This is a genomic window from Pseudoalteromonas sp. Ps84H-4, from assembly GCF_024124645.1.
Taxonomy (GTDB): Bacteria; Pseudomonadota; Gammaproteobacteria; order Enterobacterales; family Alteromonadaceae; genus Pseudoalteromonas; species Pseudoalteromonas lipolytica_C.
The window spans coordinates 1-25,525 of record NZ_JAMXSK010000020.1 but is presented as its reverse complement, the minus strand read 5'-3'; the positions used below and the strand labels follow the sequence as shown (position 1 = coordinate 25,525).

General features: G+C 37.1%; 22 protein-coding genes and 2 pseudogenes. 11 read left to right on the top strand and 13 right to left on the bottom strand.

Annotation, left to right across the window (positions count from 1 at the left end; translation table 11 throughout):
* Window positions 1–13 precede the first annotated feature (13 nt).
* Window positions 14–100 (top strand): annotated as a pseudogene (locus NH454_RS22455) (hypothetical protein); the annotation flags it as partial.
* 49 nt (window positions 101–149) lie between these two features.
* Here NH454_RS22455 and NH454_RS16520 read toward each other — a convergent pair.
* The 4 genes and pseudogenes from NH454_RS16520 to NH454_RS16505 form a co-directional block, all read right to left on the bottom strand.
* Entirely contained in the window at window positions 150–602 is a 453-nt protein-coding gene (locus NH454_RS16520) for a hypothetical protein (RefSeq protein WP_135925427.1), read from the bottom strand.
* Window positions 603–611: 9 nt separating this feature from the next.
* Complete coding sequence (locus tag NH454_RS16515) at window positions 612–1,100, bottom strand: DUF2919 domain-containing protein (protein WP_135925429.1); 489 nt, start codon at window positions 1,098–1,100, stop codon at window positions 612–614.
* Complete coding sequence (locus NH454_RS16510) at window positions 1,097–1,441, bottom strand: DUF3392 family protein (protein WP_138557824.1); 345 nt, start codon at window positions 1,439–1,441, stop codon at window positions 1,097–1,099. The genes NH454_RS16515 and NH454_RS16510 overlap by 4 nt, the downstream gene beginning before the upstream one ends.
* A pseudogene (locus NH454_RS16505) lies at window positions 1,434–2,309 on the bottom strand (helix-hairpin-helix domain-containing protein); the annotation flags it as partial. The gene NH454_RS16510 and the pseudogene NH454_RS16505, both read right to left, overlap by 8 nt.
* A 358-nt stretch (window positions 2,310–2,667) precedes the next feature.
* Here NH454_RS16505 and NH454_RS16500 point away from each other — a divergent pair.
* From NH454_RS16500 to NH454_RS16485, 4 genes are read left to right on the top strand one after another with little or no spacing between them, the layout of a single operon-like run.
* Window positions 2,668–4,641 carry a hypothetical protein gene (locus NH454_RS16500; protein WP_253039687.1) on the top strand — a complete coding sequence of 658 codons (1,974 nt, stop codon included), beginning with the start codon at window positions 2,668–2,670 and terminating at the stop codon, window positions 4,639–4,641.
* Window positions 4,634–6,583, top strand: coding sequence for a hypothetical protein (locus tag NH454_RS16495; RefSeq protein ID WP_253039686.1), 1,950 nt, complete (start codon window positions 4,634–4,636; stop codon window positions 6,581–6,583). Before NH454_RS16500 ends, NH454_RS16495 begins: the two co-directional genes overlap by 8 nt.
* A 5-nt stretch (window positions 6,584–6,588) precedes the next feature.
* On the top strand, window positions 6,589–7,143 hold the full coding sequence (locus NH454_RS16490) for a hypothetical protein (protein WP_253039685.1): 555 nt from the start codon (window positions 6,589–6,591) through the stop codon (window positions 7,141–7,143).
* Window positions 7,140–8,471 carry a site-specific integrase gene (locus tag NH454_RS16485; protein ID WP_253039684.1) on the top strand — a complete coding sequence of 444 codons (1,332 nt, stop codon included), beginning with the start codon at window positions 7,140–7,142 and terminating at the stop codon, window positions 8,469–8,471. The genes NH454_RS16490 and NH454_RS16485 overlap by 4 nt, the downstream gene beginning before the upstream one ends.
* Before the next feature lies 1 nt (window position 8,472).
* Here NH454_RS16485 and NH454_RS16480 read toward each other — a convergent pair whose 3' ends face one another.
* The 3 genes from NH454_RS16480 to NH454_RS16470 form a co-directional block, all read right to left on the bottom strand.
* Window positions 8,473–11,040, bottom strand: coding sequence for a DEAD/DEAH box helicase (locus tag NH454_RS16480; RefSeq protein ID WP_253039683.1), 2,568 nt, complete (start codon window positions 11,038–11,040; stop codon window positions 8,473–8,475).
* Window positions 11,040–11,975, bottom strand: coding sequence for a DUF1837 domain-containing protein (locus NH454_RS16475; RefSeq protein WP_253039681.1), 936 nt, complete (start codon window positions 11,973–11,975; stop codon window positions 11,040–11,042). Before NH454_RS16475 ends, NH454_RS16480 begins: the two co-directional genes overlap by 1 nt.
* Window positions 11,976–12,104: 129 nt before the next feature.
* A complete protein-coding gene (locus NH454_RS16470) occupies window positions 12,105–12,971 on the bottom strand; it encodes a WYL domain-containing protein (RefSeq protein WP_253039679.1) in 867 nt (288 codons plus the stop codon).
* A gap of 195 nt (window positions 12,972–13,166) precedes the next feature.
* Between NH454_RS16470 and NH454_RS16465 the strand changes: the two genes are divergently transcribed.
* From NH454_RS16465 to NH454_RS16455, 3 genes are all read left to right on the top strand, one after another.
* On the top strand, window positions 13,167–13,484 hold the full coding sequence (locus NH454_RS16465; RefSeq protein WP_199527582.1) for a hypothetical protein: 318 nt from the start codon (window positions 13,167–13,169) through the stop codon (window positions 13,482–13,484).
* A gap of 14 nt (window positions 13,485–13,498) precedes the next feature.
* Window positions 13,499–14,137 (top strand): hypothetical protein, encoded by a 639-nt coding sequence (locus tag NH454_RS16460; RefSeq protein ID WP_199527583.1) that lies wholly within the window; start codon window positions 13,499–13,501, stop codon window positions 14,135–14,137.
* 517 nt (window positions 14,138–14,654) lie between these two features.
* A complete protein-coding gene (locus tag NH454_RS16455) occupies window positions 14,655–14,870 on the top strand; it encodes a hypothetical protein (RefSeq protein WP_199527584.1) in 216 nt (71 codons plus the stop codon).
* A gap of 511 nt (window positions 14,871–15,381) precedes the next feature.
* Here the strand turns inward: NH454_RS16455 and NH454_RS16450 are convergent.
* The 5 genes from NH454_RS16450 to NH454_RS16430 all read right to left on the bottom strand — a co-directional run bounded on the left by NH454_RS16450 (window position 15,382) and on the right by NH454_RS16430 (window position 20,032).
* Window positions 15,382–16,362 (bottom strand): hypothetical protein, encoded by a 981-nt coding sequence (locus NH454_RS16450; RefSeq protein ID WP_253039677.1) that lies wholly within the window; start codon window positions 16,360–16,362, stop codon window positions 15,382–15,384.
* Between the two features lie 104 nt (window positions 16,363–16,466).
* Entirely contained in the window at window positions 16,467–17,615 is a 1,149-nt protein-coding gene (locus tag NH454_RS16445; protein ID WP_253039676.1) for a hypothetical protein, read from the bottom strand.
* Between the two features lie 80 nt (window positions 17,616–17,695).
* On the bottom strand, window positions 17,696–17,998 hold the full coding sequence (locus tag NH454_RS16440) for a hypothetical protein (RefSeq protein WP_253039675.1): 303 nt from the start codon (window positions 17,996–17,998) through the stop codon (window positions 17,696–17,698).
* A 110-nt stretch (window positions 17,999–18,108) separates the two neighbouring features.
* On the bottom strand, window positions 18,109–18,819 hold the full coding sequence (locus tag NH454_RS16435) for a hypothetical protein (RefSeq protein ID WP_253039674.1): 711 nt from the start codon (window positions 18,817–18,819) through the stop codon (window positions 18,109–18,111).
* Window positions 18,820–19,327: 508 nt separating this feature from the next.
* Window positions 19,328–20,032: a hypothetical protein gene (locus NH454_RS16430; RefSeq protein WP_253039673.1), complete on the bottom strand. Its 705-nt coding sequence runs from the start codon at window positions 20,030–20,032 to the stop codon at window positions 19,328–19,330.
* 397 nt (window positions 20,033–20,429) lie between these two features.
* Here NH454_RS16430 and NH454_RS16425 point away from each other — a divergent pair, with 397 nt between their 5' ends.
* The 3 genes from NH454_RS16425 to NH454_RS16415 all read left to right on the top strand — a co-directional run bounded on the left by NH454_RS16425 (window position 20,430) and on the right by NH454_RS16415 (window position 23,447).
* Window positions 20,430–21,401: a calcium/sodium antiporter gene (locus NH454_RS16425; RefSeq protein ID WP_253039672.1), complete on the top strand. Its 972-nt coding sequence runs from the start codon at window positions 20,430–20,432 to the stop codon at window positions 21,399–21,401.
* Between the two features lie 64 nt (window positions 21,402–21,465).
* Entirely contained in the window at window positions 21,466–22,293 is an 828-nt protein-coding gene (locus NH454_RS16420; protein ID WP_253039671.1) for a mechanosensitive ion channel family protein, read from the top strand.
* A gap of 110 nt (window positions 22,294–22,403) precedes the next feature.
* Window positions 22,404–23,447, top strand: a complete 1,044-nt coding sequence (locus NH454_RS16415) for a GGDEF domain-containing protein (RefSeq protein ID WP_253039670.1) — start codon at window positions 22,404–22,406, stop codon at window positions 23,445–23,447.
* A gap of 318 nt (window positions 23,448–23,765) precedes the next feature.
* Here the strand turns inward: NH454_RS16415 and NH454_RS16410 are convergent, their stop codons facing one another.
* Complete coding sequence (locus NH454_RS16410) at window positions 23,766–25,091, bottom strand: arylsulfatase (RefSeq protein ID WP_253039669.1); 1,326 nt, start codon at window positions 25,089–25,091, stop codon at window positions 23,766–23,768.
* Window positions 25,092–25,525: the final 434 nt, after the last annotated feature.

The following is a 25,525-nucleotide window of genomic DNA, read 5'->3' as shown; positions in this document are numbered from 1 at the left end:
AGATGGTGACTTTTCGACTCGACGCGGAGGTGTTGGGTTACCGTTATGGGCAAACTCTAAAATATCTTGCCAAGTTAACATAGTGCTCCCTCAAGGTTGAATACAACTATTGCACAGTACATCACAAGCACAGCCAAGAGCAAGTGGCATTAATTCGCTTGTAAACGGATATCTATTTGCGCACGTTCGCGCTCAGAAAGCAGTTGCGATAAATGGCTATTAATTTTGTCACTACTAACACTCAATACTGCTGTGCTTTTTTGTCCGTTGACGTCAGTAATATGGATAATACCTTCACCCACTTCAATCTGCTTAATTTGACCAATTAACACAAACTCAGCCTTGCGTTTAAAATCAAACAGCCCAGAAAGGCTAATGAGTGCTAGCTGATTAACATCGCGTTTTAATAAGTCAGTAATGGGGTTACGCGCTACAAATAGCGGCGTCACTCGATAAATGCTTGATAGTGTTATAAAGCCCCATAACATCACAAACAGTGAAAATGCTGCACTGTGCCAAAGTGGCGTAAATACCCATATAGCGATTAATACGAATGCGATAGTAAATGAGATTTTTGCTAAAAGCTTATTAATTGCCAACATATTGCTGCCCTATTTTTTTGCTATTGGATCTGGCCAATCATTGAAAAAGACAGACAAGTATCTGCTTTTTAATAAATATAACAGTACCCATAACACCAGTACCATTTGGCAAGCTAAGAACAACGAAAACTGATAGTGGCTGTGTGCAGCCTGATAGGTTAACCAACTTAAATCTGTGATTGCACATAGAATTAATGGCCAGCGCATATAACGCCAAATCGACGCAAAACGTTTTGCACTATCTGCGTTTTCTTGTGGCCGGCGCAAGCAAAAGATCACCGCAGGTAATAAAGCAATCGCAGCAATGGCAATAGCGATAAAAAAATCAGCTTTAGATTTAAAGAACAACGACATGATATCTAGATCAGGGCGACGACTCAGCGCCGCCATCAGCCAAATAAAATAACTACGCAAAAGCACAAGTAAGGTTAAGTGGAACGCCACAGGCGTCCGGTAAGTGCCGTGTTTATCCCAGTATTCTGGGCCGTAGCGATTCATATTTGGTTCTTCTTATCAGCAATGATGCCAAGTACCAAAAAGGCTGCTGTAAGTGTAAGCGCCAGCCATTTAACACCGAGTAGCATTAGCAATTTACTTAAAAAAGGCGTCACAAACACCACAAGTAAGCCCATACCAAACCCTGTGACCAGCACAAAGCAAAGCACACGAATAATAAAGTGACGACGCGCCACAAAGCGCTTGGTCACTTTAATAATATCGTTTGCATACAAGGATATAAAACACACCACCAGCAATAATGAAATATTGTAAAGGTGTGGTTGTAGCCAACTGCCGATTGTTAAAGCAACTGACGACAATGCCTGCAATAAACTATCCATTGTGCTCACTTAAAAGCGCAATGAGGTCTGCCTCTGTTAATACATCAATGCCTAAATCTTGTGCTTTGGTTAATTTTGAGCCCGCTTTTTCGCCCGCGATCAGTGCATCTGTTTTCGCCGAAACACTGCCCGACACTTTCGCACCTAACGCTTGTAAACGTGCTTTTGCATCATTACGGTTAAGCTCACTCAATGTGCCGGTCAGTACGTAAGTTAAGCCCGCTAATGGCTGCGCATCGGCACTTGGGGCTGTTAGCGCGGGCCAGTTAATACCTTGCTCAATTAGCGCGTTAACCACGTCCATATTATGCTCTTCAGTAAAAAAGCCACGAACGTGCTTGGCAACAATTTCACCTACGTCGCTTACTTCAGTTAACGCATCAACACTTGCTTGGGTGATTTTTTCTAGGGTTAAAAAATGGTTTGCTAGGTTTTGCGCTGTTGCTTCACCAACCTCGCGAATACCTAACGAATATAAGAATTTAGCTAATGTTGTTTGCTTAGCTTCTTGCAGCGCGTTAACTAAGTTCTTAGCAGACTTAGGGCCCATTCGCTCAAGTGATTCAAAATGACCTTGTTTAAGGGTAAATAAATCAGCAGGTGTTTTGATAAGCTCACGATCAACAAGCTGATCAACAATCTTGTCTCCTAGCCCATCAATATCAAGCGCTTTACGTGACGCAAAGTGCTTAATGGCTTGCTTACGCTGCGCTTGGCAAACTAAGCCACCTGTACAACGGGCAACCGCTTCACCCTCAATGCGTTCCACATGTGACTCACAAATTGGGCATGTAGCAGGGAAAACAATATCTTTGGCGTCTTCAGGACGGCGCTCAAGCACAACTTGGGTAATTTGCGGGATAACATCAGAGTGTAATGTTAGATCTTTTTTCAAATAGACATTCGGAAAAACGAATTGCGTATATCTACTTGCATTTTCAACATATTGATTACTTGTCACACACCCTACTTAATTGAAAAAAATTTCAAACAGAAGCTTCTGATTATTTGTTCTAATTTTATCAGATTAAATGACGGTGAGACTAGAGCTAGCAGAGTAAATTTAACCTATACAGAAAAATACTGTTGACCATCCACTTCGTCAGCACTTTAATAAAACAAAGTTTTTACCAAACATATCAACAACTTAAAAAACATAAATAATTGACTTTCAGTAAAAGTGAGTAATATTTGTATCTAAATTCTTTAAATTTAGAGTCATAGTTTTGAAAAAAATCACAAACAATCATTACGAGAATAATGGCACCATCAAAAAGCCAGATTTTGACACTCGATATCTAGAACCAAAAATAGAAAAGCTAGGCAAATTATTAAATTCAAAAAAATTAGCTTCTGATCTGTTTTATAAAATTACAAGTGGAGTAAGTAGTAAAACCTACATCCGCTATCACATTAGACTGGCAATAGACTTAATCCAATACCACAATAATAAATGTCATCTGCCCCCCCTTGGATTAAGCTCATTTCAATCATCTCTGACTGACTACATAAATGATATTCAAAGAAAACAAGAAAAGATTGATACTGCCTTTTATTCAATTTTAAAGAAAATTTACTTCTTTTTCGAGAAACGTGAATATTTTCATAGTGATGAACTTAGTGATAACTTTAACATTTATGAGCTATGTCCAGAAAATGGCGGCGAGATTCTAAGAAAACACTTCAAGCGCTTAGAGCAATATTCTAAAAACATAGAAATCACACAAACTACAGAACAATTTCTCAGCTCTAAAAATGTCATTAAAAACTATGTTCGCTGTTACGCCGATGTTTTTGAGAACATAACTAAAATAGATCCTGATTGGACTCCAACAGCCATCAGGTTGGGTATTGAGGAATATAGAGATCATTTCAACACTGACACGGGCTCGCTTAATACTAAATACCATGAAACAGGCCGGGTCCTTGAATTGTTCAATTACTTTAAAACTATAGGATTAATTGATAAAAAAACGGTACTACCTAGAAATATAAAAAGACCTGCATATTCAAGTCTAATGAGAAACACTAATCCGACATTTTCTGTCATAAATGTTGACTCTCTAAGTATCGAGGAATCAATGAGTTCAGCAAAAGTGTTAATTGATAATTTCTATAGTGATTTGATAATAAAGCTGGATTATTTAATCTCTGCTGCTAAAAAAGTCGTTGCTGATTTTTATAATAAACTTTCACAAAGTGGCATTTTTCCATCTGATGGCATGAGCCCAGAAGTTATAGTAGCCATGCATATAGTCATCGTTGATGAGATGGGAATTAACCCAACCTCTCTTTATAGTTTACAAGTCAGCATTGAATCTGGCAGACGAAATAAAAAAGAGTTTGTAAAAATAGACGATGATGGCACCGTAAGAATCAATATTATTAAATGGAGACAACGTTACCTTCAAAAGAGAACGACAAAGTCAGTTGCTACACTTCAAAATAAAATGCTCCAAAGCCAAGATGTTAACGCTTCTTTTTGTATTCAATTTGCCATAATTTTGACAGAGGGAAAAAGGCAAGCTCTAAATAGCAATTTACTTTGGCTGAGAAAAGGTCAAAAAGTAGTCCGGACATCAAATGCGTTTGACCAAGATTTCCGTGACTTTTGTAACACCCATTTACCGTCAGGTTTCGCAAAATTAAAACCTACCTTGATGAAACTGCGCTCATCTAGAGCCATAGAAATTTACATCAGCAGTAACGGCGACGTAATAAAAACGGCTACATACTTAGGAAATAAAGTTAAAACAACTCTAAGCACCTATATACCTCTATATTTACAAGAGGTTATGTACAGAAGAAAGTTATCTGTCTTTCAACATTTATATTTATTACTTGCCACAGCCCACGAATCAAAAAAACTTGAAATGCTGGGTATGACAGAAAATCAGTACAATAATTGTATAAAAACAATTTACAAAAATGATGACTTTGGCGGCCCCCTTTTTGAATTACTCAACCCCAAAATAGACGATATTTCAGATGATAATGTCACTGAAGTTTTCTTTATCTGCTCACCTCAAAACTTCGCATATGCAATAAAAGTAATCAAAACATCAGCTGACAAGGCTGATGAAAAATATAAAGTTTGCCTAGATGCCATCAACAAAGCATCTTCAGGTTCAACAATCTTTAAGAGCATGATACTTGAAGCTGAAAAAATTTTGGAAGATGAGGTGATTGATAATGGATAACACTTTAAATCCAAAATTTTCAGAAGTAACAATTGAAACAATTACGACTAAGAAGGAATGGATTGCTAACGATATCACTAGCAACTTTTGGTTAGTTGCTAAATCGGGCTACCCGAATAACGTAGACAGCAACACACCTAGAGACAAGTTAAAAAAAATAAGTTTTGAAAAAGAAATTTGTCCAGGAGGCTTCCTGACTGATAGTTTGTTCAACAACCTGCTATTAGACTTAAAACAATGTTTGATTAACATTTTTGAAAATGGATCTACTCAAAAGCCATATCGTTTGAGAAGTATAAGTAACAATATTATTTACCTAATCATCTCTGTAAACGAGCACCGTTCGGAATATGGTTTACCACCAATACTGGCTTTCAACCAAATAACAGAAGACGATATCTTTGACTTCTTAAAATCATTCGCGATCGAACCTGAACTTATTAACTCAGTTTTAAGTGAGTTAATATCCCGTGAAGGAAAACCAAAAAAGCAAGATTGGCTTAATATAAAAAATAAATATTCGATAAGATCTAAAACATTCTCCATTCTTAAAAGTCGTATAACAAGTTCTAAAAACTCAAAATTATATAAATCATCAAAGACTGAAAGAAAAAGATTTGAAGATGCAAATTTAAATAGAGATATCTGTAGTTTTCATGCACCAAATAAGAAAACAATTCAGAACTACATTTCAGATATTAATCACATTTTTCATAACTCTAACCACCTAATGTTTCCTTTACAATTTTCTCCATATGAGCTGTTTAGTAGTGAAGAAAGCTTAGCAAACATATTTAAGGAATTTCAGCGCAACATAAAAACTTCGATTGTTCCACTTGAGGTTGCATTTCACCTGATATCCAACGCACTGAAATTTCAATACGACTATGGCGAAAGTATTCTTAAGTATTTAAGATCTGTTGATGAGCACTACAAAATCAACACAGCACATTTAAAAAAGTCGACTTTACTAACAGATTGCAATAGGAGGGAGAAACTATTCCATGAAGTGGAAATTCCTGAGCCACTGACCTCTCTAAATATCAAAACCCTAGGTCTAGAAAAAGAGCCAAAAATCCCTGCCACACTTAGCCTAACACAGGTTATTTATTTATATGCTGCTTCAATGTACATTTTGCTCGCTTCATTTTCTGCAACAAGAGAGTATTCACTTTTACTGTTGAAGCGAGATTGTTTCAACCATTCCCCGCTAGACGGGCTATTTGATATTAGTTTCAAACAACAGAAAGCGAATACTACTAATATGCTCCAAACAATACATCGACCAATACCAAAGCCAATCTATCGCCTAGGGCTTCAATACGCTGAGTTTTCTCAATACCTAGAAAATAGGTTCAAAGTATTTAATGAAGACCATGAAAGTTACTTATTTACCAGCTTTCACGGAATAAAAAAAATCATAACTCGTCATTTTGATCGCTTGTCTTACGAGGATACACCTAACCATTTCTACGAAGATACAATGCAGTCAATTTTAGACTTTTTTAGTGATTGGACTGACGTTCCGCTTATTAATGGTAAACGTTGGTACGTCAATGATCATCAGTTTAGAAGGCTGTTTGCTGTTTTATATTTTAACCTCACTGATGAAACTGGAATTGAAGAGTTAGCTTGGTTTCTGGGTCATGAGGATTTAGAAATGGCGTTTCATTATGCTGAAGTCGACCCATCCAGTGAATGGATAGACGAAGCAATAATATCGATATCTAAGAGAGCGACAAGCATTAATCGAAACTTAAATGCGGATAAGGAGATAGCTAAAATTATTGAAGTATCAAAAGAGAAATCTTTGAAGCTTAATCTCCAATTGGAAGGAGTTATATATGAAGCAATTAACGAACGAATTAAGACTACTGGAGAAAAAGTTCATTTCAAGCGAGTAGATGATAAAGATATTTATTTCTATTTTTCAATGGAGTAAAGCTAATGGCATATCAGAAAGGGAAAACCTCACCAGAGATAGAAGCTAAGAGTAATGAGATTACACATTCAATTATAGAAAAAACCAGACTGATCAGAGAAGCCATTGCGCATAAGAGTATCCCAGAATACATTCCGCTAAATAAAACAAAAACCAAATTAAACTTACTTGACGTCCACGCATGGGAGTCAAAAGAACTTAAAATAGTGGGATACTCATACAATGCAACAATTACAGAAAAAAACAAACCACATTCAGCTAATCTAAAAAGTGCAATTTTCAAATTGAATGAAGGGCTCGCTAACAACAATATAACTGTAACCGTTGGGAAATGTGAGAACTCAAATTCAGGATACAAAACACGCGCTCAGTTGGAGCTCGAAAATAAAGAGCTAAAAAGTATGATTGAAAAATTAGATAGGCAGGTCGTTGAACTTTTTCGAGCTTATCTTCAATTAAACCACTTCATTAAGCAAAATGGATTTGAAAACAGGCAGTATCACGAATTACTAAAGTTACACTGTCAAACTGAAAATCAATATTTAAGTAAAGTAAAATGAGCAAAGCACGCATAGCTCACAATCCTGATCTAAGTTTTCTGATGGTTCACCCTGAACACTCATATGATCACCCTTACCTTCTTGATTCCGGGGGGAGATTTGATTGGGATGCTAATACATATCTAGTAGAATATGGTGGGGGAAGGCTATGCTACGGTGCAAAGCCGCAACCTTCTGATATTGTTAAGGAAGCAAGGAGTTTGGCGATTTTTTTAACTTTTATAGAGGATGTTTTAAAAATAAATAAACTAAATCTTTGTGACGACCACCTTTTTACGTATGTAAAACATATTAAAAAAAGAAACGTGGACAATGGTACAATTAAAACTCATTGCAGAACCGCAATTGATTATATATTTTACTTACAAGCTAAGAATAAGCACGTAAATCTTATAACTGATAAAGCGAATGAACAAGAAAACTATCAGATACATGTAACAAAGAAATTCTATAGCGGCGGCGGTAAAGTTACACCGTATTTCGACCATAAATCTTTTGAGCATTTAGTTAAAGTAAAGGAAGATATTGACTATATTAGAGATGACGAGTTTATCGATTGGCTTGACGCTATCAACCACACTACAGAGCATCCTTCCCCAGATAAATTATTAAAGTTAAGGTGGCAAGCAATTAGTTACTTATTAGATGCGACCGGTTCAAGAATAAGCGAACTAGCTAAAATCACTCGTAGCAGTATTAAAGATATATATAACCCATTTGCTGATGGTAACGATACCTCTGAACTTAAGTGCATACCTATAAATAAAGGTAAAAACAAAGGTAAATTTCGAAAAATTCATATGTCTAACGGAACTATTCAACTCTTAATGGAGTATATAAAAACTATTGAGAGAGAGTGGCCAAATATGGAACATGATAACCTTTTCGTTAATGTTGATGACGGCCAGCCACTTAAACCGAGCTATATAAAAAATTATACTTTATCAGTTATAAAAAATAGTATTTATGGCAATTCACTAAAGAATGTAAACAACCACTCCTTCCGTCATCGTTTCATAACTTTAAACGTTGCTCAAAAAATAAAAGAATTATCACCAAGTTCGCCGTTCCCGAATCTATATTCACTGGCTATGCATGCAGTTAGAAAGCTCACATTACACGCATCTGCCAGTTCAATGGAAACTTACGTCCACCTAGCGCAGGAATATAACAACAAATATCGGTTAAAGAATGAACACGCACAAGTTAACAGTATTGTAAAAACAGAACTCAAAAAGCTTAAGAGGTTACAAAAACAGTTAGAATCTGGGCAAATAAATGAATCATTTGCCCTTGAACGTATGGTCTCAATCATTAAAGAGATCTAATTCAATGCAACTCTTTTAGTAGAAGTTTAATCTCTTCATGTACAAGCTTAGGCAAATCAAAGTCCTCAAGATTCTGTTCTTTTATCCATTTAATAACAGCTTGAACTGACATTTCTGAATCGGATGCGTATGAAGATAATTCTATTGCAGATGTTCTAGATAGACCAATTGATATCATAGACAATTGGGTTTTAATGTTAACACCAAATTCTAAACTTAATTGAACATCACCCAGATGATTTACCAAGTCTAACTTACCTTCCTCCGCTAACACATGTTTAAGAATATCGTTGTAGCAAGATAAGTACTTAGGTGCCCTGAAGCGAGCTACATTCTCAATGTCTTCCAATACACTTCTTATCAGACCATTAATTTTTACAACCTCACCTTTGTCAGTTAAATATTTCTCTCTATCACTGATCAATCTTGCCACACTATACCCATTCATCCATTTTGTAATTAACATTGAAAGTACAAATGTAGCTTGTGATTTAAAACCAAATGCATTAGGAGCCAAATATTTATTAATTCGAGCCAAAACTTTGGTTAGTTCAATAACAGGTTCTTCACTAGCTGGATGCGGAGGAATGAGCGACTCAAGTGCATCATTCTCTTTCTTTATCAGAAAATATTTGTGCATTTCATCGATTGCTATCGGACTAATTCCTGGATTATTCTGATAAATCTCGTGCGGCAAATTGCATTCATCTACAACCATTTCTACTGATTCAATTAGCCGAGTGTAATCCTGATTACCACTAACACTATCTAAGATTCGTTGATCTTTTTTAGTCACTCCTTCAACTAAATAACTTAAAAGATATTCGAAATTAATATTTTCTGCGGATTCATTTCTTGGTGTGCCACGATTTACATAATCTATAAACTGACTTGAATTCCGTAATTCCTTTTCAACAGATGGCTTTATTTCATATGGCTCGCGCTCTCTTGGTTTTCCGTTAGGCCATAAATCTTGTCTAGACACATCAATACAGAACACATTACCTTGAAACTCTTGACCCCACCTCCCAGCCCTACCAGCTAAGTTCCAAAAGTCCTCGCTTGTCATAGCCATATTTTTATTTCTGCCTTTTCTAGGCCCTCTTACAAAAATATTCTTACAAGAAAGGTTAACACCCTCAACTAGAGTCGATGTACATACTAAAAACTGTAAATGACCGAGTTTAAATAATTCTTCTACTTTACCTCTTATTAGCTGTGGAATATTTCCATAGTGAAATGCGACTCCGTATTTTAGAAACTTCCCTAACAAAAACTTTTTATGGATTGTTTTTTCGCACAGTTCAATTAAATCCTGTATTTCTGGAATTTCTAGATCCTTGCAGCCTTCTCTTATTTTTAAATCCACTATTAAATTGCAAACCTTTTCCGCATCACTGGGAATATTTACATAAACCAAATTTCCATGATTATGCTTTCCAAGGTTATGAGCAATGAAAGCTAGCCGCTTAAGTTCACTATTAGGGGTATTACTAAGCTCCAACTCTCCTATATCCACAACTTTTTCGGATACATATTGTATGTTCCAATTCTTAGGCTTCTTTGGTATCTGGTTGACCCAAAACAAGTTTTGATTAACAGTCGCAACGGCATCATAAACAGAATCCTTTTTCTCTTTATTTGAATGTAAATCTAAGAGCTTTTGGGGATTTTTCGAGAATGGACTGGCATAAACGATTACGGTTTTTATAGAAGCAGCTCTAAAAATTGCGTGCTGTAAAAGAACTCCCCTGTAAGAGTCAGATAGTTTATGAGCTTCATCTACGAATATATAATCAAATTCGACTTTATGACTTCCCAATAAGAAATGCAGCCGCTCTTGGGTAAATACAAAAACCTTTTTAAGTGTAGCGTCAAGAAATTCATGGTTCGGGAGAGTAACAACTTCATAATTATCCAAAGCTCCTCTAACACTATTTTTAATATCTTCGCTTACTTGACTAACCAGTGCCCTAGTGGGTACTAAATAGAGTATATTTACCTCATTTCCCGAGAGCATTATCTCCAAAAGCTTTTGGCAAAATATAAAAGACTTACCTGCTGCTGTTGGAGCTGAAACAGATAACACCTGGTTACTAGAAGCTTTATTCCAAAAACTATTTTGAAACGCATTACCTTTAAAAGAATTTCCATTTGGCAAAAAGTTAGTGTGTTGCAACTCTATTTTGCTTTGAATTAAAACTTCATCCAATCCAATCTCATTTGTATCTTCAGCTTCTAGTAAACCTTTAGAGTTTGCTAGGGATATAAGAGGGTAATTCCCTAATTTCTGTAAAATAAAAATTGCTTTATCACGATAAAAAGCGGATAAATCAGGGTCAGTTATAGTAGCTTGACAAATTCTCAACACTTTATCTAACACACTGTAATTATTAGAGAATGATAAGACATCCGCACATTTTAATAAGTACTTAATATCAAATGAACCAATATCTTTCCGCTTTATTTGCTCATGAAACTGGCTTCCAATATTTTTTTCTAAAAGCGAATTAAATTGATTAATGAAAGCCTCAGAGGTAACAATTTGTGGGATTAAGCTTTGAATCATTATGCTAACCCCAACTCTTTACGGAATGTGCTTCTAAAGTTATCAACCGACTGAACTGGCAGATAAAAGAATATTACCTTGCAAAACTGAATATTATTTTCTGCTAATTTTCTTTCTAGATTTTTTTTCCAGTGAGTATTGAAGGAGTGCTCCACTTTGGCTTTCAAGTCTTCATTGGTTAGCTTTTTTGCTGGATCAAACTTATAGGAAACATGATCAAAACCCACTAAGCAGACTGCACATGATTTTAATTTGTCATAATTCGGAGAATTAAAATCAAAATACTCTTTAATTGCTTTTTCTAACTGCTCATTATCTAAATCAATGAAATCAATCAAACGGATATCGCTATCAATTTCGGATTCCATTTTTAATATTGAAGCAATGCTTTCAACACATTCTGCTAATGCAGATGAGTGATCTGCGTGAAGTTTTGACTCCCCCCAAAAGACACTAAGCATACCATCATCATCTACACCTAAAAAAACACCATCTGCACCGTGAAAATGCACCTGCTCATCTGTCTTTAAATTCATTTTACATAGAATTTGAGGGTACTTGAGTATGCTTTCTGTTAAAGCGAAAAGAAGTAATTCTCCTCCTTCCCCTGATTGTTCCAACTTAGTAAACAACTTCCTTGCTTCTAGAGTAAGTCTCGTAAATTCTTCTGTGGAACCTGTCTGAGCCAATTTTGACAATGCTGCCTGCACTTTACTTCTTGGAATTGCATAATCGGTTATCTTCAAGCTCATGTATTTTATTAACTCGGTCAAACGAGGCCTTCCGTTAGCATCGACCTTAAGGTGATAACAATCCACTTTGTTATCGTTATACTGGTGCTTAACGACAGGAGAAATAAAGCTGGAAATGTCATCTAACTTGCCCCTTGCTAGGTCTTTTAGCATTTCACCGATTTTATCGAGATTCCCTTCCATAATATTCACTTTTATCTTTTTTTAATTAATTTTTAATAACATACAATGACACTTACATTAAGAAATACATTCACTGTGACATCATAAGTTACACTTTCAATATCAATCTGTCTTAGTCAGTCAAAACTATCATCTGCTTTTATAAATTGATTTATAGTCGATTAAATCGACCAAACTGTTTTTATTCTTCAAATACAATTGGTACTCGTCACCATTTAATGTTGCGTCTTCTGTACAATCAACATTCCACTGGCGGAGTAAGTAAATTGCTAAAGCGGATCGAACCTCTAGGTGCAGCATGCCCTTTATCATGCCATAGTCCATTTCGATAGCTCTGCTATGGGCTAATTTTGGGTGCGGTACTAGTTGCAATTCACACACCGTATTCCAAACACTATCTGCCTCGGCTAATTCATAATTATGAGGCTCTGCTTCTATTAGCTCTATTCGCTTAAATCGCGTGCAAACAAAATCTCTGAATTCTTTGCTCTTACGGTCATAAGCACGCACATGCCAACGATGGCCGTTATTAACAATGGCGTGTGGTACTAACTCTCGTTTGGTTGTACCGCTGCTGAGTGACTCATATTGGCACCGGATTGCTGAGTTAGAGTAAATCGCTCGCATGATAGCCGAAATGATTTCAGCGTTTGGATGAACCAGCCGAATCGCATCAAAGCATGCTGGCGATTTCTCCTGTGGTAACGAGAAGCCATCTCCAAAGCCGTTTGCCAATGTTCTAAGTACAGACTCGGGATCGTGCTCGAAAACGGCTCTGAATGCGTCTGAGCGCACATAACGCTTATTCTCATGCATGAGCACAGCGTTGTCGGGTGCTAGTTCTCTGTAAAGAGAAAGATCGCGAGTACACGAAGCGAGGCCAGTGCCAAACTTTTGGATTAAATCAGCTCTTGCTATTTGACCAAAAAATTCAAGGCTAAAGTCAATAAAAGCAAGGCGTTCGCGTTGTGCATGGTTCAAATGTTCGAGCTGCATACTTTAATAAAACCAAGTTTTAATCAAAGTACATTAGCTTAATTAGAGCTATGGAGCAATCAAATTGATGTAATCATTTTGGTTATTTCAGGGTTGATGGTGTAGTCTTTAGTAAATAAGAGCATTCTAATTTACGTTTAGCTACGTATATCTCGATGTATTTAAATACGGAAACATTACGCAAAAGGTGAGCATATGAACAAAGATGTTAATGATGATGAATTTGTGTCTATGATGACACTATGGGTCATTAAGAATGGTACTTACCCACTCGAATTAATAACATTTCTTCGGGCAAAGAATGAGGAGAAAATTATTGCAATTCCTCAATACGTCGATCCTGATGAGTACCTTTATCTGGGGGCAAAATCGTATGCAACATATCAGTCAGCATTAACAAAAGTAGGAGCGCTTATGGATAAAATGAATTACTCAGAAGCACTACAAATATTTAAGGAAAACCACCCCCTAAGTGTGTCCATAGCCGCTCAGAAAAATGATTTTTATAAATAGAGAACCGGCTTTAAATGTTTGAAGTTATAGTTAATTTTGAAATAAAAGATAATTCATTAACTATGGATGAGATAGATGATGCCCTCTTTGAAGCAGGATTCGATGATGCGATTGTTAGTCATCCAAGAGACGGAAGAGTTGCAATAGAATTAACTCGAGATGCAACTAGCTATTCTGATTTAGTCGAATCAATTGTTGCCGAGGTAATGAATGCTATCCCGAGTGCAAAAATTATCCAGGCTTCGTGTGACAGTTGGCAAACAAGCCAAAAGCAACAACCAAACCCTTTCAATAACAACGGTTTGGATAACCCTGGAATTGATGTTACGACCTCTAGAATTCGCAGCCGACAAAAGCTTAAATATATTGCTGATATTGAAGACGATGATATTGTGAATGTTCCAGATGGCAAAGAAGTGCTACATCCTGCTAGATATTTCGAGGTTCTGTACTTACATAAATTCCGAGCTCAAGGACTGGGCAATATTAACCTCAGTAAAATGTTAGACCTCCCGATCGAGCAATACGACGATTTTCTTAAAGAGAAAATAGGCGTAACAGTTTCTTTAGCTGAACGACTTGAAGTGGTATGCGGAATGCCGCGTGAATTCTGGTTACGCGCACAACGAAAATTTGATAATTCACGTAAATAAAATTTTTGGTGATCAAAATGAAGGCTTATTTCAAAGTTTGAGCTTATCATCAAAGCTTCATTTTACTATTGGGATCAGAATGAAGCCTTATTTGCATATTTGAGCTTATCATCAAGGCTTCATTTTAGTATTGAGATCAGAATGAAGCCTTATTTGAATATTTGAGCTAATCATCAAGGCTTCATTTTAGTATTGAGATCAGAATGAAGCCTTATTTGAATATTCGAGCTTATCATCAAGGCTTCATTTTAGTACTGCGATCAGAATGAAGCCTTATTTGAATATTTGAGCATATCATCAAGGCTTCATTTTAGTATTGAGATCAGAATGAAGCCTTATTTGAATATTCGAGCTTATCATCAAGGCTTCATTTTAGTATTGAGATCAGAATGAAGCCTTATTTGAATATTCGAGCTTATCATCAAGGCTTCATTTTAGTATTGAGATCAGAATGAAGCCTTTTTCTAATATCAAGAGCTGATTCAAGGCTAATTAAATACCATACGCAGGTTGATATATGATTGTGAAAGTAGGTAAAAATGGGGCTATTCCGCTACCTGACAACGAAGGATGCAAGTTTGCTATCGGTGATATTCTATTATGTAAGCTTACTGAAGATAAGTGCTTAATTGAGCTTGAAAAGTTTTCAGATCAATCTTTAAATAATGAACAAATAAAAGCCCACGGCTCTTTAGTCCGTGTTGAGCCACTAAACCCTGAAGACTACAAGTAAGCTATTCGACTTAAATAACTTATTCGGTATCTTAGTCATTAATGGCTGTAAGCCCCCTTATTCAATTAGAAAGAAAGAAAACTATGCACAACTTATGGTATACACAGCAAGTTTACTCAGCTGATGATGTAAAGATAAATTATCGGGAACAATAAACGAACATTATATGTAACGACTAAATTAAACAAAGCTTAAAATTCATAGCAACATCAAAAATTAAACGTTACATGTAACATTTACAAATCATTCACTTCTCCTAATTAGTAATAATCTCAACTGACTAGAACACGATCTGTGGTAACTTAGGGTTTTTGAGCTCAACCAAATCGGACAGTTAGCAACTGATTAATTGCCGAAAAGATCGAACAGTGGATGGTCAAGCAAACTCATTTTTGGACAAAAACAATTTAGAGCCGAGAGTCGGCGCTGTGCCAAACTCTGTCGTTGGTAGCGCATTGCACACCGAAAAATTAGGAGCATAGCGAGTAATTTTTCCGAGTGCAGCAACTTGTTATAAGCCATAGCACTCAGAGCTAGAATTAAATACATTTTTGTTACACTGATACACTACATGTTTATTGTATTGCTCAAGTGCGTTCAAATCATTGACTATATTGTGTACATCAATTGACTTAGGCCCAGCCTTGAACTTTTCTAGGAGCTCCTTAGGAGCGGTTGCTGGAGCAAGTAGATCTAAGTTTCCAAAGATATACCTTATAAAGCCATGAGAATACAGATTGAAATCCCATGCCATATGTTCATTTTCAGGGAGAGGGATACTATAACCTCTATCAGAAAGAAGGCAGGTTTTATCATCGTAGGTATATATTAGTACCATGATGAACGAATCTGGATTTTCATATAGCCCTTTTACAACTTGCTCTAGAAAATTTGGTTGGCCTTTCTCCAATTGATTTAATAAAAGAAATATTACAGAAAGCCAGTCCGCATACTCTTTTTCGGTTACTTCCAACTGCTTACAAAGATATGCCTGTTGTGGCTTTCTTCCTTTCAGTACACGCTCAAAGTTTTTATAATGAACAGGATCAGTTGGATGAACGTTTCTAAGCTGAGGAAAGGTATTTAGTACTTTTTTAATTGAGTATGGATTTCTAACAAAATTAAGAAATTTGGAAAGGAAAATATTTAATATTTCAGACTTTATATCTGCTCCAGCGGTAGGCAATTTTGAAATTAGGCTTTCTGTATTTGTTTTGATGCTAGCTTCATATTGATGAAATAGGTTTTCAAAGTTATATCGTGCAGCCTCTTTTTCTAGAACATCAAAGCTAAATACATCGTTTAGGCTTAGAGTGTTTGATATTTTGAAGCCTTTCTCTGAGTCTAGATTTATTGCATAAGATTCTCGATCATCTAGGCTGAATGAATAAATCTTTTGATTTTCTTCTTTAGCTAACGGATTAATTGCATTAAGCCTTTGTTCTACTTGAGGAACAAAATGTTGGTTTTTAGTTACATCCTGCAAGTCCACGCCTTAATCTCCATTGGTTTATAACGTCGCAATAACGGGCGCCAAAAAGCGGAGCGCAGCGTAGCTTTTTGGCGTCCGAGTTTATGGCATTGTTAGGCCGTTTTTTAATAATCTGCATTTGCATACATATCTGCAATGTAGCCTTCCCTATCGATCCACTGTTCAAAGGAATCGACATCTTCTGATTCAGCTAGCATCTCGGATAACTTTTTTTCCTCTAGAATCAGATCGAGCCCGCTATCGGCAAACTGCCACGCGGAAATAAGGGCGTCGTTTTTAAGATAATTATCGAACTCATCAAATAGTTTACAAATATTGTTGAAACTGTCGTTCTCGACTGGAAATAGGTTGAAATGAACGCTTTCTCGATGCCCCGACATACTTGCTGGAATTGCCCCGAAGCTCGGTAAATGAAAATAAAATGATTGTCCGCTTTTCTCAAACCCCCCATGAGCGAAAGTATTGCGGTATTTTTCTTTTACGTTTACAAGTTGCTCGTAAAATGTTTGCACAGAGGTCTCATTTACATTTAGTATTCTTTTCAGTTTATCGGACCAAACCATGCCAACAAATTCAACTAAATTATCTGATTGTCGATCATAATTAGAGAATGCTAGTGCGAGTACAAAAAAATGTTCAAGACGACTAAAATACGCATCAATCATTGCTAGGGCATTAAACGAGCCGCTTCTTCCCGCATTAAAATTTCTATTGAGAATCTCCGAAATTCCCTCTACAGGATCATTACTTTTATAATGTTCTTGTGGGATGTAGGCTGTTTCAGCCTGCTCTCGAAAATAATGGTACTGACCGTCAAGCTTATGGAAATTATTAGCTATCGTTATGTTCCCATCGCTGATTTGTTGTTGTGCCAAGGTTGACAAGATGTGCTTTTCAGCCGATCCAATTGCCTTCTCTAGTTTACCTAATACCTCTTTTGGATTTACTTTACTATTTGATTTATTTATATAAAGGCGAAGTCCGAATTTCTCGAATGCGATTGTGCAATTTATATCTTTATATGCAAAAGGAACGCACCAATGCATTTTTTCACCGCGCCAGCCTAATGGAAAACCGCAAACGCCATGCAATATGAACAGCAATAAATTAGGAACAGGGAACTGATGACGATCTATTGATATTCGTTGTCCTTCGCTTCCCCAAACGAGATCTGGGGCATCCTTTTTTGGGACAGCAAAATCCCTCAAACGAAGCTTGACGTTACTAATTGCTGTTTTTAGTGCATCGTCCATATTTTATAAGGCCTAACGCTTAAAGCTGGGGCTTGTGGGAGCGCAGCGAGTACAAGTCCCTAGACTTGACTTGTTAGCAGCTATGTCCACAAGGCCCACCTTATTTTAATTAAACGGATTAGCATATTATTCTCTAACTCAAAGCTATCCTCTTCAGCTGTATCTGATTCGGTATAGCTAATCCACCACTTATACAATTCGTCTATCTCAGCTTTGGCTAGTCGATGCTTTTCATCTGCATTCCAATCCGTATTTCCAAGGGCTAAGTCTTCTTTCTCTACGAAGTCTTTTAGCAGCTGAAAACAGGCATGTAAAAGTATGGAGTCTTTATCCCGCCAATCATCATTTAATGATTCAATTTTTAACAGATTACTTGGTTGCATGATGGTAACTTCTGGCTGCTAACGCCCAAATAATGGGCAAATAATAGTTGGTTAAAATAAGCGACGCAGGAGCAAAAACCAACTGTTATTTGTCCTGATTTATTTGCTTGTTATGTTGTACTTGCTATGCCTCTCATTATTGAAATCAAAGTCTGAGATATACCATTATAATAATTTGTAAATTTTTCCTTAGATAGTGGCATTACAGAGCCAACCCAAGGTAATAGACAAGTAAACTCTCGAGCATCTTTTTCGCTAACAACACCATACCTATGTAATAAAATATTACGGACTCTATTTGCCTCTGATAAGAATGACTGTTCTTGTGGGCTTATATCAATGTTTATATTTAACCACGAGAAAAGTTTTTGAATTCGTAAAAAGAAATTAATACCACCATTTTCAACGTCTCTTTTCGCTTTTGACTCAATACGTTGCGCTAAATCTAGACATACCTCAGTATCCCATGGCCAAGTATCAATATCAAAACGACCAGGTTTAAATTTACTACTTAAATTTACTGCTACTTCACGATCATTTTTAATAAAGTCGGCAACTATATTAACTAAGCCTGACTCGAATGATGACCACATACCGATAAAAGAGTGAACATATAAGTCGTGATACTTTTGCTCTTCCATTTGAAGAGCCCACTTGCTTAGCTCTTTAATACCTGTAGAACGAGAATTTTTAATACAACGTTTATAATTTGAAACTAAAAAGAATTCATTAACAATATATGAAGAAGAAAGGTGTAAAGCATAAAATTTCCAACCAGTTTTAGAATCAGTACCTAGCTTAGGTTTTATTAGACTAGTCATTTACGCGAAACCTCCTTGTACAACATAACAATTTCATATCGACCCAATGGGTCGTTTCTCTACCGAGTCATGGCTCATTAATCTCATTGTACCAGCTTTATCGCAATAATTAACTTGTTGCTACACAGATATTTTTCATCATTACGAAAAGGATAAAAACGACCCAGTGGGTCGTTTTCTTGACTATAGGAGAAATACGGTGGAACTGTATATAAATACAGTCTATTTTAGAGCTAACTCAATGAGAACTCGTTCACCATTTTTAAACTATATCGTCGAATTTATGCTGCCTAAGCAATATTCGCTCAGAACTGTTGAACCCCGTTGAGCAAAGTTTTCTAGCTTGTTTTGGGGCAAAGATGAGCTATATTTATAACCCGCCTTTGGACATAAACGCGTTAAAGTATTTGAGTAGTCATGACCAATTAAGGCATAAAAGCATGCCACTACATGGTAGTATTTAGTAAGTAACGCTGTGAATTCATTCCAACACTATTATGCATTGAACCTAATAACTTTGAGCGTTTCTTTTTAACTGTGACAAGATATTATCATTCAATTTTAACCAATTAGTTTCGTATTTCCATGTCTTTTTGAAGTCGTCATTGCTCCTTGAACTTTCAAGCATTTCTCTAAAATCGAAGACATCTGAAAAATTACCTGCCGTAACATCATACCTTCCATAACCTCGGTTTTCAGGCACAATATATTTTAAAAAATTAGATTTAAAATCAGCTATAGTGCTTACTAGTTCCTCTGAATCATTTAGTTTTTCTTCTAAGAATTCTTTTTCAAAATCTGTAATTGTGCCTGTCGCTTCTAAAGCACCAGATTGGTTTATAGCGATTCCCCAATTTTTATTGGCCAATGAAGGGTTCTGCCTATTTATATCTGAAAGAAGTGAGTCATAGGGAGACAGCATTTTTTCTACCGCTTTTGGCACACTACCTCCCGGCAAATATAATTCACCAGTAGCAACAGCTAGCTCATGCATATAGTCATCAACTGTTTTAGTTATGTCTATCTGGCTCGATGTCATCGTCAGCGGCTTGGTATATGTTTGGCTTAGCTCTGAAGACGCGCTTTCATGGTATACGTCATCCGCCAATTTTTTAAGCTCAGTATCTAAAAGAGCCTTGCCATTTATAGGTGACTCTATAGTCACATTTTGATTATTAAGTGGTGGCGGTAAACTTCCAGAATTAACCTTCATAATACGTCCCTGATTTAGTGATGTAATTTTATATCGGCCTATTCTGATGATTCTTTACATTCATCGTTTTTAAAAAAGGCAGTCAAGTTAATTGTATTATTATTAGGGATGGATTATTCTTTAAACACTTAGGGGAGTAGTCTCTTGCATTTAGCAAGGAAACTGTCAACAGTCTCCGAGCAACACCGCTCGTGGCAGTTTCGAACCGTATCAGGTTTTGACAAGACTTAAGGCAATGAGTCATTTCGGGCAGAGATGGTTTGTTGTCTTTTTAGTCTAGTCTGCCCTAAGGGTAAATAATGAAACTACGTCACAGCCAAAGCTCACTTCATTTTGTAAATAGACCAGGCAACTCTGTCATACGCCTTTCAGGTATTGATACCGTAGGGGCTCAGTCATGGTTTTAGCTATAGCCGCTATTATTGCAGGGTTTGCCTTACTCGTATGGAGTGCAGACCGCTTTGTTGAAGGGGCGGCATCTACAGCAGGCCATGCTGGCTTACCTTCAATTTTAATTGGTATGGTCATTGTTGGTTTTGGGACTTCGGCTCCTGAAATGGTTGTATCTGCCATGGCGGCAAGTGATGGAAACCCTGATTTGGCGTTAGGTAATGCACTCGGGTCCAACATTGTAAATATCAGCTTAATCCTTGGTGTAACAGCCATCATTGCGCCTATCACTGTTCAATCTAAAATTGTTAAAAACGAGCTTCCCTTATTATTAGTTGTCGTACTTTTTTGTGGGTATTTGCTGTATGACGGCGCTTTATCAGTGATTGATGCAAGTCTGTTGCTGGGCGGGTTAGTCTTGTTCTTAGCATGGTCGGTGTATTCAGGTATGAAATCACCAAGTGATGCCCTCGAAACAGAATTTGATACTGAGCTTAAAAGTCACGCCATGTCTTTAGGGAAAGCAATTTTCTGGCTCATCGCGGGTTTAACATTGCTCATTATTAGCTCTCGCATACTTGTTTGGGGAGCGGTTGAAATTGCAACTGCGCTCGGTGTCAGTGACCTTATTATCGGCTTAACTATCGTTGCATTAGGGACATCTCTGCCAGAGCTTGCAGCTTCTATCATTGCCGCCAAAAAGGGAGAGCATGACATCGCCATTGGCAATGTTGTGGGGTCGAATATGTTTAACATCTTAGCTGTAATAGGTATCGCCGGTATTATTGAACCCATCCCTCATATTTCTACAGACGTACTTTACCGAGATTGGGGTGTGATGCTTGTACTTTCCATCATGTTGCTGATTATGGCTTACGGTTTTGGCCGACAAGGCAGAGTAAACCGCTGGGAAGGTGGTGTCTTGCTTACTTCCTATATAGCTTACAATGGTTACTTAGTTACCAGCATCATTAACTAGCTTTCGTTATCAAATTATTAAGAAACAAACGCGTATATTATTTATATTTAAAGGGAAATCACCGATGGAAACCATCATAAACTTTTTTTCTGAACACCAATTACAACTCATAGCGATAGCCAAGAATACATTGCTTACTATTTTCATCTTTATAGGAGCTAGTATTTGCTCAAAGCTACTTAAACGAGCTGTACATAAAGGTGTTTACAGACTAAGTAAGCACGATGAAATCATTACAAAGCTGCTTACCACGCTATCAGGCTATGTGGTTTATTTAATTGCAATTGTGATTATTTTAGATTTATTTGGAGTCAATACGGCCAGTCTTGTCGCACTCGTCGGTGCCGCAGGCTTAGCGATTGGTCTAGCTCTAAAAGATACGCTCAGTAATGTGGCTGCGGGGGTCATGCTACTTTTCTTAAAGCCACTAAAAAAGGCAGAGTTTGTTGAAGTGTCAAGCTATACAGGGAGTGTAAAAGATTTAGGTCTATTTACCACAGTCCTTGAAACCGCCGATGGTGTTTTTGTATCAATCCCAAATAGCACGGTTTGGGCAAATGCGATAAAAAACTTTACGAGAAACGAAAAGCGTCGCATGGATATAACTGTGGGTATTTCTTATGGTGATTCAATTGAAGATGGGCTTGCGGCATTAAGGGAGCTTGTTAGTGAAGAATCTCGAATTTTGATTGAGCCAGCCCCTCAGTATTTAGTCCACACTTTAGCAGATAGCTCTGTGAACTTGCAGCTTCGAGCTTGGGTAGCTACACCACATTACTGGGATATATATTGGCAAACACAGCGTAAAGTTAAAGATAAAGTGGAGAGCAAAGGAATTACTATCCCATTTCCTCAACGTGATTTGCACATAATAAACGGTGATAAAAAATAGTGAAAAACCTTGCTCAGTCCTAGGGCGTTTTTCTATGATAGAATAACAGGACTGAGCCTTTGCTTGAGAGCATAGCTCGCGTGTAATAATTAAAAAAAACAGAATTTACGATGCTCAATTATTGGTATAAAAACATTCCAGCACACCCTGAAAGTCCTGAACTATTTTGGCGAAGCCGTTTAATTGCCCATTCTTTATTGATATGTACTGTTTACTTCTTCGTACTGACTGTTATCAATATCTTTAAATTCAACAGCTATGACATTGCTTTGCTTGATGCTGTGGGGCTGGCTTTATCTATTTTGCTGTATGCTTGGTTCATTAAAGGTTCAAAGATTGAAGCGGTTTCATGGGCTGTGGTGTTATTGATTAACAGCTTAATACTGACCTTTATTATCTCAATTAACGGTGCGGCCTATTCATTATTTTGGGCAACATTAATTCCTCCATTTTCATTTTATTTAGTAGGCCGAAATTGGGGAAGTCTACTCAGTGCTGTCGCTTTCGCTGTGTGCGCATTTATAGTATATCAACACTCACAGAACCCAGAGCCTGTTAAAGTTGGACTTGGCTCCGTTTTTAATATCATTGAAGTTGCCATTGCTCATATTATCTTGTTCCGTTTCTATGAAAAAACTCGGTTTGCTGCCTATGATACATTGGCTGAGAAGAATCGGCTTATTAAAAAACTCGCTGAAACCGATAAATTAACGGGATTGTTTAACCGAGAAAAACTAGACAGAACGCTTTCAAGTTTACTAAAAAGCTCGAATTTTGGTTTCATACTACTAGACATTGATTATTTTAAAGAAATAAATGATACCTATGGTCATTTAGAAGGCGATAAAGCACTTGTCATTGTAGCAAGTAAGCTCAAATCTTTATCTTCTAGTAAAGCAGTATGTGCTCGCTGGGGTGGCGAAGAGTTTGTAATCATTATTGAAGGGGCAACCCTAGATGAAACAAAAGAGATTGCAACAACCATTATTACAGATATAAATAATATTCATTTTCACGAAAAAAGATTGTCAGTCAGCTGTGGAGTGACGATTAATCATCGTGATGATAATACGCTAACAGTAATTGAACGAGCTGATTCAGCTCTATATCGTGCGAAGAAAAATGGCAGAAATCGGGTTGAATTTAATGAATGAAACTTGTATTGATTTTGTGGTCATTACTGAACGTAATGACCACATTTTGAATGTTTAAAGTTATCTTGCAGAGGCTTCTTGTAAAGTCTTCAGCGCATTTGCCATCGATAGATTGAGTGGCTGTCCTCTTGGAGGAAATGCTTTAAAGGACTCCATTGCTTCCCCAACAAAACTAATCACGGGCACTAGCATAAATTGCTTTTCTTGGATCCACATCTGATATTGGACACTCTCTACCGAAGCACGCTCAAATGGATCTCTTCTTAAGTTTTGGATCCTCGGAACTCGAAGTTCAACAAATGGGTCTCGCCACAAATCTCATGTTCCGGCCTCAGCACGCTGCTCCGCGAATGTGAATTTCCAGTCTTTATAGCGCACATTTAATAGACTTGTATCATCACCAAAGTAAAGAAAATACTCTCTAGGGCTTTCATTCACTTTACCAGTAAGGTAAGGCAGCATGTTGTAACCATCTAAGTGGACTTTATATTTTTTCCCCGAGACCTTAAGGCCTTTTTCTAGCTTCTCGTTTAGCTTATTCTCACCTGTGATAGCAGCATAAATAGTAGGAAACCAATCATGATGTGAAATAAGACCATTTATCTCATTTCCTGCTGGAATTTTATCGGGCCAACGAACCATAGCAGGCACTCGGAATGCACCTTCCCATCCAGTTCCTTTCTCTGATCTGAATGGATCAGTTCCACCATCCGGCCAATTCATTTTCATCGGGCCATTATCTGAGGTATAAATTACAATCGTATTGTCTGCTATTTTTAGCTCATCTAATAGATCTAAAAGCTGACCAACATGACCATCATGCTCAACCATTCCGTCAGCAAAAATACCTTGTCCCGTAACACCCATAGACTCGTCTTTTAATATCGTCGGGAAATGCATGCGGGAAGCATTAAACCAAGTGAAGAAGGGCTTTCCATCTTCGTGTGCATTGCGGATAAATTTCATTGCACCAGCTAAGAACTCTTCATCAATCGTTTTTATGCGTTCAGAGTTAAGAGGACCGGTATCTTTAATTGTTTGCTTTCCAACTTTACCAAAGCGAGGATCAACCGTTTTATCGTCTTTGTCTGACGCAAAACTGTGTATTACCCCCCGAGGGCCGAATTTTTTAAGGAACTCTGGGTTTTTAGGGTAGTCTTCATCCTCTAACTCAGTGTGTGTATTTAAATGATAAAGGTTGCCTAGGAACTCATCAAATCCATGCACTGTTGGTAAGAACTCATTACGATCACCTAAATGATTTTTACCGAATTGGCCTGTCGCATACCCCAAGGGTTTTAACATCTCGGCAATTGTTGGATCTTTTTCAGATAGCCCTTGAGGTGATCCCACTAGACCTACTTTTGGTAACCCAACTCGAACAGCATATTGACCTGTAATAAAACCCGCTCGGCCAGCGGTACAGCTTTGTTCACCATAATAATCAGTAAATAAGGTCCCTTCTTTCGCTAGGCGATCAATGTTTGGAGTACGATACCCCATTTGACCCCGACTATAAGCACTAATATTCCAGATGCCTACATCATCACTAAAAATAACGAGTACATTGGGCTTTTCTTGTGCTGAAGCGAATCCAGCGAAGCATGTTATGACGACATATATTAAAAATATGAACTTTTTCACTTAACTTTCTCCCTGTTGAGAATAATAAAAATAAAGTGTTGGTGAAGAAAATCATCAAAGGACTGGTTGACTGATTATCTTGCAAAACATCGACTACTTTTTATCCACCAAGTTAGTATGAACGTGCTGTTCAGTTTATGCAAACGATTCAACCATATTCAATATATAAGTTGATATGTATCAAATCGATACTAACGATGTTTAGGCTATCGTTTGAAACGAGGCAGCTCTATAGAGCATTTACTCTGAATGATTTTGGGGCAAAAAAGAGTACCCCCTAAGGACAGCTTTGTGCCCAGACTGTGTGAAAACTAATTTTTAATAAATTGTCTTGGGTATGTTCTTAGTTTGAAACCATTTAAGATGGTTGCGATCGATTTTTTCTCAGTATCGCAATTTTCTCCGCGCGAGCGAAACTGCTATGGCAACGCTAC